12 protein-coding genes are annotated in these 13,302 nt (G+C 63.9%); 8 read left to right on the top strand and 4 right to left on the bottom strand.

What is annotated here, in order from left to right; all coding sequences use genetic code 11:
- Positions 1-262: 262 nt before the first annotated feature.
- The 7 genes from acuI to ACZ1JV_RS17400 all read left to right on the top strand — a co-directional run bounded on the left by acuI (position 263) and on the right by ACZ1JV_RS17400 (position 7,185).
- The gene (gene acuI / locus ACZ1JV_RS17370) at positions 263-1,246 is read left to right on the top strand and encodes an acrylyl-CoA reductase (NADPH) (protein WP_465149811.1); all 984 of its coding nucleotides are present in this window, start codon (positions 263-265) and stop codon (positions 1,244-1,246) included.
- 101 nt (positions 1,247-1,347) lie between these two features.
- Complete coding sequence (locus ACZ1JV_RS17375; protein WP_465149812.1) at positions 1,348-3,048, top strand: class I adenylate-forming enzyme family protein; 1,701 nt, start codon at positions 1,348-1,350, stop codon at positions 3,046-3,048.
- Between the two features lie 12 nt (positions 3,049-3,060).
- Complete coding sequence (locus ACZ1JV_RS17380) at positions 3,061-3,477, top strand: nuclear transport factor 2 family protein (RefSeq protein WP_465149813.1); 417 nt, start codon at positions 3,061-3,063, stop codon at positions 3,475-3,477.
- Positions 3,478-3,558: 81 nt separating this feature from the next.
- Positions 3,559-4,005 carry a MarR family winged helix-turn-helix transcriptional regulator gene (locus ACZ1JV_RS17385; RefSeq protein ID WP_465138351.1) on the top strand — a complete coding sequence of 149 codons (447 nt, stop codon included), beginning with the start codon at positions 3,559-3,561 and terminating at the stop codon, positions 4,003-4,005.
- Between the two features lie 141 nt (positions 4,006-4,146).
- Complete coding sequence (locus ACZ1JV_RS17390; protein WP_465149814.1) at positions 4,147-4,884, top strand: SDR family oxidoreductase; 738 nt, start codon at positions 4,147-4,149, stop codon at positions 4,882-4,884.
- 47 nt (positions 4,885-4,931) lie between these two features.
- On the top strand, positions 4,932-6,413 hold the full coding sequence (locus tag ACZ1JV_RS17395; protein WP_465152598.1) for an aldehyde dehydrogenase family protein: 1,482 nt from the start codon (positions 4,932-4,934) through the stop codon (positions 6,411-6,413).
- A complete protein-coding gene (locus tag ACZ1JV_RS17400) occupies positions 6,343-7,185 on the top strand; it encodes a TetR/AcrR family transcriptional regulator (protein WP_465138353.1) in 843 nt (280 codons plus the stop codon). Before ACZ1JV_RS17395 ends, ACZ1JV_RS17400 begins: the two co-directional genes overlap by 71 nt.
- A gap of 199 nt (positions 7,186-7,384) precedes the next feature.
- On the opposite strand, the gene ACZ1JV_RS17405 is transcribed toward ACZ1JV_RS17400, so the two are convergent.
- Both ACZ1JV_RS17405 and ACZ1JV_RS17410 read right to left on the bottom strand, forming a co-directional pair.
- Entirely contained in the window at positions 7,385-8,203 is an 819-nt protein-coding gene (locus tag ACZ1JV_RS17405; protein WP_465149815.1) for an enoyl-CoA hydratase/isomerase family protein, read from the bottom strand.
- Between the two features lie 14 nt (positions 8,204-8,217).
- A complete protein-coding gene (locus tag ACZ1JV_RS17410; RefSeq protein ID WP_465149816.1) occupies positions 8,218-10,428 on the bottom strand; it encodes an acyl-CoA dehydrogenase family protein in 2,211 nt (736 codons plus the stop codon).
- A 227-nt stretch (positions 10,429-10,655) separates the two neighbouring features.
- Here ACZ1JV_RS17410 and ACZ1JV_RS17415 point away from each other — a divergent pair, with 227 nt between their 5' ends.
- Positions 10,656-11,996 (top strand): amidohydrolase family protein, encoded by a 1,341-nt coding sequence (locus ACZ1JV_RS17415; RefSeq protein ID WP_465149817.1) that lies wholly within the window; start codon positions 10,656-10,658, stop codon positions 11,994-11,996.
- A 190-nt stretch (positions 11,997-12,186) separates the two neighbouring features.
- On the opposite strand, the gene ACZ1JV_RS17420 is transcribed toward ACZ1JV_RS17415, so the two are convergent.
- Both ACZ1JV_RS17420 and ACZ1JV_RS17425 read right to left on the bottom strand, forming a co-directional pair.
- The gene (locus tag ACZ1JV_RS17420; RefSeq protein WP_465149818.1) at positions 12,187-12,990 is read right to left on the bottom strand and encodes a helix-turn-helix domain-containing protein; all 804 of its coding nucleotides are present in this window, start codon (positions 12,988-12,990) and stop codon (positions 12,187-12,189) included.
- 101 nt (positions 12,991-13,091) lie between these two features.
- Positions 13,092-13,235, bottom strand: coding sequence for a hypothetical protein (locus tag ACZ1JV_RS17425; RefSeq protein ID WP_465149819.1), 144 nt, complete (start codon positions 13,233-13,235; stop codon positions 13,092-13,094).
- Between the last annotated feature and the right edge of the window lie 67 nt (positions 13,236-13,302).

Genomic DNA, 13,302 nt, shown 5'->3' on the forward strand with positions numbered 1-13,302 from the left:
CACCCTTCGTCATTGCGAGCGTAGCGAAGCAATCCAGAGCCGGGCCCACTCCGCTCTGGATTGCTTCGCTACGCTCGCAATGACGAGAAGGGGGGGAATGAGGCCAAGCAGGGGCCATTGCGGCCTTAACCGATACCCCATCGGTGATGCCGCTTCGCCTCCGCGATGGCGTGGGGCGGCGGCATTGACGGAGCCGTGCATATTCCCTTTCAGCTAGGGTCTGCATCGTCGGGCTCCAAAGCAGCCCTTGAGGGAGTATGCCATGTTTTCCGCTATCGTGATCGACAAGACCGATGAGGGCCAGACGGTCACTCTCCAGCAGCTTGACGAAAGCGCGCTGCCCGAAGGCGATGTCGCTATCGACGTCGCGTTCTCCACGCTCAATTTCAAGGACGGCCTTGCCGTTACCGGCGCGTCGCCCGTCGTGCGCAAGTTCCCGATGGTTCCGGGGATCGACCTGGTCGGCACCGTTACCGAAAGCAGCCATGCCGACTGGAAAGCCGGCGATACCGTCGTGCTCAACGGCTGGGGCGTGGGTGAGGGCCACTGGGGCGGCCTGTCGCAAAAGGCCAAGCTGAAGGGTGACTGGCTGGTGCCGCTGCCGTCGGCCTTCACGCCGAAGCAGGCCATGGCGATCGGCACGGCCGGCTATACCGCTGCGCTTTGCGTCGATGCGCTGGTGGACTGGGGCGTGACCCCGGATCAGGGCGAAATCCTGGTCACCGGCGCCACCGGCGGCGTCGGCTCGGTCGCCATCGCCATTCTCAAGAAGCTGGGCTACTCGGTCGCCGCGCTCACCGGCAAGCCGGGTGAGGCGGACTATCTGAAGTCGCTGGGCGCGGAAACGATCATCGATCGCGCCGAACTCGCCGAAAAGGGCAAGCCGCTCCAGAAGGAGCGCTGGGCGGGCGTGGTCGACACCGCCGGCAGCCACACGCTGGCCAATGCCATTGCGCAGACCAAGTACGGCGGCGCGGTTGCCGCTTGCGGTCTGGCGCAGGGCTTCGACCTGCCCTCGACCGTCATGCCCTTCATCCTGCGCGGCGTTTCGCTGCTGGGCATCGACAGCGTCATGGCCCCCAAGGCCAAGCGCCTGAAGGCCTGGGACCGTCTGGCCAAGGATCTCGACCCGGCAGCGCTGGAAACCATCGGCCAGACCATCGGCCTTGGCGACGCCATCGAGGCTGCTCGCAAGTTCATGTCCGGTGAGGTCACTGGCCGTTACATCGTTGACGTGAACGCCTGATGCAGCCGGCGCGGCGGGCGGTTTGAGGGAGCCGCCTGCCGCGCCAGAGCTTCGATGGGAGAAGGGGCCACCAGAGGCCCCGCAAAAACGATGAGGAACGCATGGTAGAAGTCACGCAGGGCCTGTCCATCGCGCGGGGCATTCCGCTGGCGGAAGAGCAGGGCATCGGTCCGCTGACGCTGGGTGGATTCGTTCACGAGGTATCGCGCCGCCATGGTCCTTCCGAGGCGGCGGTCATCCACCTTGGCGACCGGGTCGAACGCTGGACTTACGACGACCTCTGGGCCCGCTCGATGGAAGTCGCCCGCGCGCTCGTCGCCTGCGGGGTTGGCAAGGGCACCCGCGTCGGCGTGCTCGCGACCAACCGCCTCGAATTCCTCTCCAGCGTCTTCGGCACCGCGCTTGCGGGCGGCGTCGCCATGACGGTGAGCACGTTCTTCACCCCCGCCGAACTCGAAATCGTGCTGCAGATGGGCGGATGTTCGGTGCTGTTGCTCGAACGGCAGGTGCTCAAGAAGAATTTCGCCGAAATCCTCGTCGATCTGGAGCCGCAGATCGGCTCGGCCAAGCCCGGCGAAGTCGCTTCCACCAAGTTCCCATTCCTGCGCCACCTCGCTGTGATCGACAGCGATGAAGGCCTCGGCGCGATCGAGGGCTGGAATGCGTTCCTCGCGCGCGGAAACAGCGTCGATCCCGCGCTGGTAGATGCCGCTGCCGCCTCAGTGCAGCCGAGCGATCCCGGCGTGCTGTTCTTCTCCTCCGGCTCCACCGGCAAGGCCAAGGGCATCCTTTCCGCCCATCGCGGCGTCTGCCTGCAACTCTGGCGCTGGCCGCAGTGGTACGACGTGAAAGAGCCGCCGCGCACGTGGTCGGCGAATGGGTTCTTCTGGTCGGGCAATTTCTCGATGGCGCTGGGCGGCACGCTCGGTTCGGGCGGATCGCTGGTCTTGCAGCGCTGGTTCGATGCCGAAGAAGCGCTGTCGCTGATGGAAGCGGAAAAGGCGACGATGATGCTCGCCTGGCCGCACCAGTGGGCGCAGCTCATGGCCGCGCCCAATTACGAGAGCGTCGACCTCTCGCCGATGCACTACATCGATGCGCTGACGCCCTGCGCGCAGCATCCGACGATCGAGACAGACTGGCGCGAACCGGCGCAAGCCTTCGGCAATACCGAGACATTCACGCTGATCTCGGTCTTCGCTTCGGGCACGTCTGAGGAAGTTGCCGGCAAGTCGCACGGCATTCCGACCGCCGGCTCCACGATCAAGATCGTCGATCCGATGAGCGGGGCGACCATGCCGCTGGGCGAACGCGGCGAGATCGCGGTGAAGGGGCCGACGCTGATGCTGGGCTACCTCGGCGTGCCGCTGGACGAATCGCTGGATGGCGAAGGCTTTCTGCGCACCGCGGACGGAGGCTACATCGACGATCAGGGCCGCCTGTTCTGGGAAGGCCGCCTGAACGACATCATCAAGACCGGCGGTGCCAACGTCTCTCCTCTGGAGATCGACGAAGTGATCCGTGCCCATCCCGAAGTGAAGATGGTGCAGACCGTGGGCGTGCCCGACGATCTGCTGGGCGAACTGGTGGTTTCCTGCGTGGTCCCGGTCGAAGGCGCACGTCCCGATGCCGGATCGATCCGCGATTTCGCCAAGGAAAAGCTCGCCAGCTACAAGGTGCCGCGCAAGGTGCTGTTCGTGGCGGAGAGCGATCTGAAGACCACCGGCAGCGCCAAGATCAAGACGGCGGATCTCCGCAAGCTGGCCGCCGAGCGGCTGGAGACGGAATCTACGCCCGGTTAAGGGGAGGACAGCATGGCACAGACGCCGAGTTTCGAAGACTGGCTGGAGATCTGCAATCTCAAGGCCCGCTATTGCCGCCTACTCGATACCAAGGACTGGGATGGCTGGGCTGCGCTGTTCACCGAGGATTGCGAGATCGATACCCGCCCGGCAGGCGGTACGCTGGAAAAGGGGCGCGACACTTTCGTTGCGATGGTCCGGCACTCGCTGGCCGATGCGAAGACCGCGCACCAGATCCACTCGCCGGAAGTAACGTTCCGCGGCGACAGCGCCGAAGTGATCTGGGCCATGCAGGATCGTGTGATCAAGGACTCGTTCGCGCTGACCGGTTACGGCCATTATCACGAGACGTACGTGCGCTCCGCCGACGGCTGGAAGATCGCGAAACAGACGCTTTCTCGCCTGATCGTGGACATGGCCAAACCCTGAGGTGCCACCGCCGGGGCGTTCCCTGCGAAGCGATTGCGATTTCATTCGCAAATACTAAGCAAGCCTAGTATTTAACGGGCAATGGAACGCAAGATCGGCACCGTTCTGTCGCAAGTGGCGCGCTTGATGCGCCGGTCTTTCGACGAGCGGGCACGGGCGATCGGCGTAACCCGGCCGCAATGGCAGGTCCTCAGCGTGCTTCACCGCATGGAGGGGATCAACCAGGGTGGTCTTGCCGAAATTCTGGAGGTGGAGCCGATTACGGCCGGTCGCATGATCGACCGGATGCAGGATGGCGGGCTGGTCGAACGCCGCGCCGATCCGGCAGACCGGCGCGCCTGGCGGCTCTATCTGACGCCGCGCGGCCGCGAATTGCTGGAACAGTTGCAGCCTCTGGCCGAGGAAACAGCCGATCTGGCGCTGGAAGGCGTGCCCGATGCGGACAAGGAACGCCTGTTGGACGTGCTGGACACGATGCGCCTCAACTTGACGCGCCATCGGGCTTCGGATGCCACGGCCCAGGGGTGATCGTGTGCCGTAATGTATCGCGGGGACGGTCCTGTCGAACCATCGTGGCCGCGATAGGCAGCGCCTTGCAGAGAAGCTAGAGTTTGGGAAATCGTGCCGGCCAAGGATCGGCACTCGAAAGCCGTAATAGCGGGAGGATGCGTGGGTAAGACGATCGTGATCACTGGCGCCGGTGCGGGCCTCGGCCGCGCGCTTGCAAGGCGTTTCGCCAGTGAAGGGGAAACCGTGATCCTGCTGGGCCGCACGCTGTCCAAGGTGCAGGAACTGGCCGACGAGATCGGTGGCACGGCCATGGCGGTGGAGTGCGACGTGGCCTCCGCCGATTCCGTGCGCAAGGCTTTCCAGGCGATTGCCGAAAAGCACCCGAAGATTGACGTGCTGATCAACAATGCCGCGATTTACGAACCGTTCACGGTGGCCGAGGCGACCGACGCGCAGATCGACGGCATCATCGCCACCAATCTCAACGGCCCGATCTATTGCTGCCGTGCGGCCATCCCGATGATGGAAAAGGGCGGCCAGATCATCAACGTGGGCAGCGAATCCATCGCTGTGCCTTTCGTCATGCTCTCGCTCTACCAGTGCACCAAGGCCGGGCTCGAACGCTTCACCGAAGCGCTGGTGGAGGAACTGGAGCCTGCAGGCATCCGCGTCACCACCGTGCGCGCCGGGCCAATGTACGAAGCGGGCAAGACCGCTCCGGGCTGGAACCCCGATGCCGCCATGCGCTTCCACCAGGGCTGTGCCGCCAACGGTATCGACCTGCGCTCTCGGCCGATCTCGAACACCGAGAATGTGACCGGCGTGTTCCGCTCGGTCATCGATCTGCCGCCTGATGTGCGCGTGCTCCACGTTTCAGTGGGAGCGCGCCACCCATGAGCGACGCCCAAATCCTGCAAGACCCTATTCCCGCCAAGGATCAGACGATGACCACTCTTCCCGAAGCCAAGCTCTATATCGACGGCCAGTTGCGCGGCGCCAGCAATGGCGGCACGTTCGACGTGATCAGCCCCTGGACCGGCGAGGCGATCGGCAAGGCCGCCGATGCCACCGCCGATGACGTGAACGCCGCCATCGCTGCCGCCCGCCGCGCTTTCGACGATACCGACTGGTCCACCAACACCGAAAAGCGCGTGGCGCTGGTGAAGAAGTACCGCGAACTGTTCGAAGCGGCCCGTCCGCGTCTTGGCGAACTCGCCATGCACGAAGCCGGCGCGGCGCAGGGTGCGGTCAACCGCGCGCATGTCGACATGGCTCTGGACGGTTGGGACGACTACATGGCCGTCTTCGACAAGCTGGAGTGGGAAAAGGACTACGGCGAAAAGCCGGCCTTCGGCATGATCCACAAGCGCGTGGGCGTGCGTGAGGCAATCGGCGTGGTCGGCGCGATCACGCCTTGGAACGTGCCGCTCTACGTCAACATCGGCAAGATCGTCGCCGCGCTGCTGGCCGGTTGCACGGTGATCCTGAAGCCCGCGCCGGATACCCCGGGCATGGGCGCGATCTTCGGTGAACTGGCCAAGGAAGCCGGCTTCCCCGATGGCGTGATCAACGTGGTGTTCGGCGCCGATCCGGCGCTGGCGGGCGAAATGCTCGTCACCGATCCGCGCGTGGACCTGATCTCGTTCACCGGCTCCACCGGCGTCGGCAAGCGCATCATGGAGCAGGGCGCCCCCACGCTGAAGCGCGTGTTCCTCGAACTCGGCGGCAAGTCGGCGAAGATCGTGCTCGACGATGCGCCGAACTTCGCGATGGAAGTGGGCATGGCGATGTTGGTGTTCCACGCCGGTCAGGGCTGCGCCGTGCAGTCGCGCCTGCTGGTGCCCAAGAGCCGTTATGAAGAAGCTAAGGCCATCCTCAAGGGCGCCTATGGCAACTTCGGCGACAACTGGGGCGATATCCAGAACCCGGCGCACATCATGGGCCCGGTGATCTCCAAGCGTCAGATGGAGCGCGTGAAGAGCTACATCGATCTGGGCCAGGAAGAGGGCGCCACACTGATCGCCGGCGGCAATATCCGTCCGGACAAGGGCGGCGGCTACTTCGTGGAGCCGACCTGCTTCGTGGACGTTACCAACGACATGCGCATCGCCCAGGAAGAAATCTTCGGCCCCGTGCTGGTCGTCATCCCCTATGAGGACGACGAGGATGCCGTGCGCATTGCCAACCAGAGCTCCTATGGCCTATCGGGCGGCGTCAGCTCGGGCGATCTGAACCGGGCCATCAATATCGCCAAGCGCGTGCGCACCGGATCGATGAGCGTCAACAACGGCATGTGCATTGCCGGCGACATTCCCTTCGGCGGCTACAAGGCGAGCGGCATGGGACGCGAATGGGGTGTCGAAGGCATCGAAGAGTTCACCGACGTCAAGATCCTCGCCTGGCCGGTCGGCCAGGCCGCGGCCTGACGTAAACGGTACGACCGAGGCTTTTCTGGGAAGCGACACCGGAGAAGAGAACGGCGGCGAGGACACCGGAATCCCGGCTGTCCCGCCGCACCTCGCTGCCGCCGTCACCGACGCATCGGCGGCGATCAGCCACAACCTTCATGGCCAGAGACTGGGTCGCAAGGGCCGCGTCACGCGTGAACGGATCCTTGCGGCAGCGATCGAGCTTGTCGAAAAGACTGACGAGCCGGTGACGCTGGGTGCCGTTGCCCGCACGGTCGGGCTCGGCATGACGTCGATCTACAACTACTTCACCGATTTCACCGAACTGCTGCTGGCGGTGCTGGAGCCGGTGATGGGATCGGCGCAAGACGAGTATTTCGTGCTGGCCCGCGAATATTGGCCGGATGAGGAACTCAATGCCCGGGCCATGGCGTTCGTGCGCGCCTATCACGCGTTCTGGGCCAGCCACACCGGCCTGCTGCACTTGCGCAACTCACTGGCGGATCAGTTCGACGTGCGGATCATGCACCAGCGCGTGAATTCCACCCGGCCGCTGATCGGCCTGTTCGTCGCGCAAATGGATCCGCGCGGGGTGCTGGGCGATACGGCGGTGCTGATGGCGACGACGTTGATGACGGGTATCGAACGCTCGATCACGCTGGCGACCGACAGGCGTTTGCGGCGGATACTCGGCACGCTGCCGGGGCGCCGCGAGGAGAGCCTGCTGGAGATCAATGCGCGGCTGATGGAACTGGCGATCCGCGATACGCGGGAGCGCGCGGCGGGGTGAGGCGGTGCGTGTAACGGGGGCGCTAGTTCGCGTTCACATCTCTCATCAAATCAAAACACCCCGTCATCCCCGCGAAGGCGGGGATCCCGCTTGTTCTTCTGGCGTGGCGCGAAGGAAGCGGGGCCCCCGCCTTCGCGGGGGCGACGAGTGTTGATTGTTGTGGCGGCTGAACTGAGCGGAGGGACCCCCCGGCCCGCCCCTACTTCTTCTTGCCGCCCACGCCCTTCAGATACTCTTCCATGCCGCGGATGTAGTCCGGGTTGAGCATCAGCGCGCTGTTGGCCATGCGCTCGATGTGGCGGGCGCTGTCGCGGCCCACTTCGGCGCTGAGTTCGATGGCGACTTTGGCCGCGCCCATCTGCTCCGGGTTCTGCCTGGTCAGATGGCGGCAGAATTCCATGACATCCGCCTCGAACGTCTCGTCCTCATAGACCTGATGGACCAGACCCATGGTGAATGCCATGTCGGCCGGGGCAGGCTTGTTCGCCATGATCAGCCAGCGCGCCCAGTGCGGCCCGCAGATGCGCGTCAGGCGCGAGACGCCGCCCGATGCCGGCAGCACGCCGAACAGACCTTCGGGGAAGGCGTAGGACGCGCTCTTGGCGGCCAGGCGGAAATCGCAGGAGAGGCTCATCTCCAGTCCGCCGCCCACGCACATGGCATGGTGGGCGACGACGAACGGCTTCTCGATATGTTCGATCTCGTCCCACAGCTGCTGCATGTTGTTGAGATTGAGGCGGTGGTTCTCGCGAATGCCGCGTGCGCTGCCGCTGGTGGCGGTGGGCGAGATGATGTTCTGGTTCCCGCCGCGCAGGTCCGCGCCGGAGCTGAAGTAACGCCCGGCCGATCGGATCAGCATGACCTTCAGTTCGGGCGTCTCGCGAAAGCGTAGCACGGCCTGCGTCAGCAGATCCATCATCTGCCGGCTGATCGCGTTGAGCTTGTCGGGCCGGTTGAGCGTGGCGATCAGGATGCCGTCCACGTCTTCGGTGAGCAGGTGGGGTGCTTCTTCGGTCATTGTATCCCCCAGAATCAATTGCGTGAACGCGGCAGGCCGAGGCCCTTTTCGGCGATCATCGAACGGTGCACCTGGCTGGTGCCGCCGTAAATGGTCGTCCCGTGCGCATGGCGATAGGCGAGGTTGATGGCGTCGGCCGCCCCCTTGCGCTTGGCCAGCGAGTAGGGCGCCGTCAGGTCCAGAAGATCGCGGGAATCGGTGATGAACAGTTCGGAGGAGAACATCTTCGCCATCGGGCCATAAGCGCCGTTGCCCTTGCCGTGGACCTGTGTCCAGTTGGCGCGATAGGCAATCAGTTCGGAGGCGAGCACATTGGCGTAAGTACGCGCCAGCCGCGCCTGAGCCTTGGCCGTTTCGATCAGCTTGCCGCCGCCGGCCACGGGGATTTCCTCGCAGAGTTCGACCGCGTTCTCCAGCATCGCGCGCTGCACTTTCGCAAAGCCGCCGCCGTGTTCCAGTTCGAGGCTGGCCGCCATGGTCCGGCCGCCGGCGTTGATCTCACCCAGGCGCCAGGTGTCGGGGATGCGCACATTGTCGTAGAAGGTGATGTTGGTGCGCTCGTCCATGAACGTGTGGACGCCCTGCACGGTGACGCCTTCGGCCTTCAGCGGCACGATGAACATCGTCAGGCCCTTGTGCTTGGGCGCATCCGGATCGGTACGGCAGAGCATCAGCACATAGTCGGTAAGGTTGGCGCCGCTGGTCCACATCTTGGTGCCGTCGATCCGCCAGGACCCGTCCTCAAGCTGGGTGGCCTTGCACTGCGCGGCGAAGACATCCGATCCGCATCCGGGTTCCGAATAGCCGAGTGAGCAGATCGCCTCACCCGCCATTACCTTGGAGAGCACGTCGCGCTTCAGTTCCTCGGTGCCGAAGCGGTGCATGATCAGGGCGACCATCTGCGAAACACCGGCGACCGGATTGCTCCAGCCTTCTTCCTCGAAAGCATAGCGTGCGCCGGTGACGGCGTAGGGGCTGAGGCCGCGCCCGCCGACATCCTTGGGAAGCTGGAGATAGGCAAGGTTCGCCTCGACCAGCTGCTTGTGAATGACAGGGTTGTGGCCTTCCCACGAGAAATGGAACTTCTCGCGCTGTTCGTCGGTGACGTTCTTGGCGAAGAATTTGCGGATTTCCTGCTGGATGGCGCGCGCATCCTCGCCCAGATCGAACTCGACCGGAACTTCGCCCACATCGGGAAGGCTGGCCTTCTCGCCCGCGTAAAGGCGACGGCCTGCCTCGGCCAGCCAATCCTCGGGATCGCCCGCGACCAGCGGCCAAGCCTTGGCGCGCAGGTTATAGAGGTGAACGTCATGCTCGGTGGTGAGGCCGATGCCGCCGAAGGTCTGCACGGCGTGGCGCACGGTGCGGCCCGCAGCGCCGGCGGCGTACCATGCCGAAAGCGAAACCTGCGCACCGGCCGCCGCTTCGCCATCGGCGATCGAGCGCATGGCCTGCCATGCCAGGAACTTAGCGGAATCGATCTCGCAGATCAGGTCTGCCATGGGGTGCGAAAGTGCCTGGAACGTGCCGATGAACACGCCGAACGCCTTGCGCTCACCCGCATATTCCGCTGCCATCGTCAGCGCCGCGCGGCTGAGGCCGGACAGCGCCAGCGCCATCAGGATCTTCCATTCCTCAAGTCCGGCGGCAAAAGCAGCAAGCGCGTCTTCGCCGCTGCCCAGAACGGTCGTCGGCAGGGCGGAGAGATCGAGTTCCGCGATAGCCGTGGTGGCAAGGGTCGGTTCCGCAATCCGCGCTTCGGCGGGAACAGTGATCAGCACGACATCGCCGCCCTTGCGCGCGACCACGGCTTCGGCAAACAGACCGCCGGCGACCCACTGCCTGGGGAATTCGGCAATGTCCTGCATGGCGATCGTGACGACTGCCTCGCCACCAATGGCATTTGCCAGCAGGTCATCCTGACCGCCCAGCAGGCCGAGCAGGCGCGTTGCCACTAGTGCTTCGGCCAGCGGGCCGGAGGCGAGCGTGCGGCCGGCTTCTTCCATCAGCAGGCCGGCATCGAACAGGCCAAGGCCCATGCCGTCTGCGTCCTCTGGCACGCGCATCGAAAAGGCGCCCAGTTCGGCAAGGCCGGTCCACAGGGCGGGGTCGAAACCGCCGGTTTCCTGCGCCTTGCGCACGCGGGCCATGCTCGAATTTTCATCGAGGAAGCGCGCGAAAGTGTCGCGCATCATGGACTGCTCATCGGTGAGGTCGAAGTTCATGTTTCAGGCTATCCCCGGGGCTTTTTCTTGTGACGTTTCCCTGTCCTCATCATACCTCGCCGCCCCATTCAATCGGTGCGGGCACGCAATCGCGGGCGCGATAGCTCCATGCCCGGATCGTTCGCGCTGGCCGGTGGGGGAGGGTGGGCGTAGCTTCCCCTCCCAAGGCGCCGGAAAGATGCGCCCGCCGGGGACCGATCCGGCCCGGCAACTTTGGGAGTGCCGTTATGCAGATGAACGACATGGTGCTGATCAGCGTGGACGATCACATCAGCGAGCCGCCCGATCTGTTCAAGAACCACCTTTCCGGCGCGGCTCTGGAATCCGCGCCGAAGCTGATTCAGGATGAGAATGGCAAGGATCTGTGGGTCTATCAGGGGCAGAAGTTCCCCTCGGTAGGGCTCAACGCCGTGGTCGGCCGGCCTTTCGAGGAATACGGCATGGAGCCGACCTCGCTCGATCAGCTGCGCGCCGGTTGCTACGATGTGCATGAGCGTATCAAGGACATGGACGTCAATGGCATCGCGTCGTCGCTGAACTTCGGTTCGGTGTTCGATTTCGCCGGTGGCCGCCTTCACCGCGTGCCCGATCGCGAACTCGCGAAAGTGCACGTAAGCGCCTATAACGATTGGCATATCGATGAGTGGTGCGGCGCCTATCCGGGCCGTTTCATCCCCTGCGCGATCCTGCCGACGTGGGACATGGACGCGACGATTGCTGAGCTGAAGCGAGTCTCGGCCAAAGGCTGCCACACCGTCTCGATCAGCGAGAACCCCACCTGCCAGGGCCTGCCGAGCATCCACAACGCCTACTGGGATCCGTTCTACAAGGCGATCAACGATCTCGACATGACGATCTGCATCCACATTGGTGGCGGCAATCCGGCGCCCCATGCATCGATGGAAACGCCGATCGAGGCGTGGATTTCGACGATGCCGATGTCGATCGCCTATGCCGCGTCGGACTGGCTTCAGCTTGAGGCGCTGCACCAGTATCCGGACATGCGCATCGCGCTTTCGGAAGGTTCGATCGGTTGGGTGCCCTACTTCACGGAGCGGGCGGACTTCTCGAACTGGCGGCACAAGGCCTGGACCAACTCGCGCTTCCAGAAGATGAAGCCCAGCGAGATGTTCAAGCGGCACTTCCTCAACTGCTTCATCGACGATGCCTTCGGCCTTCAGAACATCCAGTTCATCGGTGAGGACAATATCGCCTATGAATGCGATTATCCGCATTCCGACACGCTCTGGCCGGAAGTGCCTGAGCATCTCTGGCCCTCGATCAACCACCTGACCGAGGAGCAGATCGACAAGATCACGCATCGGAATGCGATGCGTTGGTTCCGCTTCGATCCGTTCCAGCACTACACGCGCGAGCAGCTTACCGTTGGCGCGCTGCGGGAGCGGGCGAAGGCGGAAGGTGTCGATACCAGCCCCAAGTCCTCGGCCGGCGAACGCCCGGTGGAAGAGCACGAAACCCGCCCCGTCACTTCGGGGGACATCATGAAGATGTTCATGCGCCACGAAGATACCGATCGCACGGCGCGGATGCGGAAGCAGGAAGCCTGACCGGTTTTCGCTCCAAACGAAAAGGGCCCCGCGAGTGTTCTCGCGGGGCCCTTACCGTAACGGTGTGCGACCCGTTCAGGATACCGAGCGTTTTCAAATCAGGTGGGATCACTTGATGACTAGGAAAACGCGTAAAATTAAAGATCTGGAGCGGTTGATCCGATGCAATCGGATCAACCGCTCCAGCGGATCAGGCGGCGTGCGGCAGCTGTTCCGGTTCGGCGAACTGGGCCGGATCGGGCAGGCACTTGCGCATCGCGTCGCTGAGCGACTGGAGCAGCGCTTCGGGGTTCACCTTGTCGTCCTTGCCGTAGATCAGGCTGATGACGAGCGGGTGGCCTTCGGGCTGACGGGGGACGAGACCGCAGAGCGCCTCGGCGCCGCTGCCGAAACCGGCGGGGCCGAATACATAGCGCGGATCGCGGCAGGCATCGACGCGGGCCATCATGTCGCCGAAGGTGAACTTGTTCAGTTCATCGGCTTCGGCATTGAGGCGGCGCACCATGCCTTCGCAGCGCTGGCGGGCAACGGTCGAGAGCATCAGCCAGCCGGCGGCGCTTTGTGCCAGGGGCTCCTTGATGCCGCCCGAAAGCTCACGCGTGGCGGCAAGGGCGCGGGGGCCATGGCGCCAGTTGACGATCTGGACGTCCAGCCCGACCATCGCATGAAGCGCAACCGAAAGCCCGGTCTGGGCGACAAGGCGGTCCATCAGGCGCACGACGCGGCCGTCGCGCACCAGCTCGGGCTGGCCTGAGGTGCCGATCAGTGCGGCCCGCGGGGTGAGGCTGTAAGCACGCGAATAGGGATCCTTGTGGAGCAGGCCGAGTTCGACGAGGCTCGACAGCAGTTCGGATGTGCTCGACTGCGGGCGGTTATAGCGGCGAACGATGTCCATGACCGTCGCTTCGCGGTGCGCATCGTCGAAATATTCGAGCACTTCGATCACGCGGCGTGCGATCTTGGCCTTGTTCGATGACGTGGTCTTTCCAGGCATGAGGTCTCTCCTCCCTCAAGTGTGGTGTGATGAACTCACTTCTCTCCCGAGTCGGGTCTCTTAAAAACTGAGCCTGACTCGTTTTTTGCTAAGCTTGGTTATCATTGCTTTTGGTGGCCTGCAATAGGCTTCGCACTGACGATAAGTTGCGTTGTTTTGCCGCAGGCGGAAATATCGCGAAATTCCGCGATTTTTGACCAGGTGTTCAGCGATAAAATGTGATTTTCGCGGGTCGGGCTGGTCAATCCGGCGTCGCCCGGCCATGCTTCGGGAAAGGGGCCAAGTGGCTGATCTGGAGAGAATTACAGGAAG

This window comes from Novosphingobium sp. BL-S-19, from assembly GCF_055521675.1.

What these genes read in the sequence shown, in the direction of transcription:
- acuI (WP_465149811.1), top strand. Translation starts at nt 263, where the DNA reads ATGTTTTCCGCTATCGTGATCGACAAGACCGATGAGGGCCAGACGGTC.
- ACZ1JV_RS17375 (WP_465149812.1), top strand. Translation starts at nt 1,348, where the DNA reads ATGGTAGAAGTCACGCAGGGCCTGTCCATCGCGCGGGGCATTCCGCTG.
- ACZ1JV_RS17380 (WP_465149813.1), top strand. Translation starts at nt 3,061, where the DNA reads ATGGCACAGACGCCGAGTTTCGAAGACTGGCTGGAGATCTGCAATCTC.
- ACZ1JV_RS17385 (WP_465138351.1), top strand. Translation starts at nt 3,559, where the DNA reads ATGGAACGCAAGATCGGCACCGTTCTGTCGCAAGTGGCGCGCTTGATG.
- ACZ1JV_RS17395 (WP_465152598.1), top strand. Translation starts at nt 4,932, where the DNA reads ATGACCACTCTTCCCGAAGCCAAGCTCTATATCGACGGCCAGTTGCGC.
- ACZ1JV_RS17405 (WP_465149815.1), bottom strand. Translation starts at nt 8,203, where the DNA reads ATGACCGAAGAAGCACCCCACCTGCTCACCGAAGACGTGGACGGCATC.
- ACZ1JV_RS17410 (WP_465149816.1), bottom strand. Translation starts at nt 10,428, where the DNA reads ATGAACTTCGACCTCACCGATGAGCAGTCCATGATGCGCGACACTTTC.
- ACZ1JV_RS17415 (WP_465149817.1), top strand. Translation starts at nt 10,656, where the DNA reads ATGCAGATGAACGACATGGTGCTGATCAGCGTGGACGATCACATCAGC.
- ACZ1JV_RS17420 (WP_465149818.1), bottom strand. Translation starts at nt 12,990, where the DNA reads ATGCCTGGAAAGACCACGTCATCGAACAAGGCCAAGATCGCACGCCGC.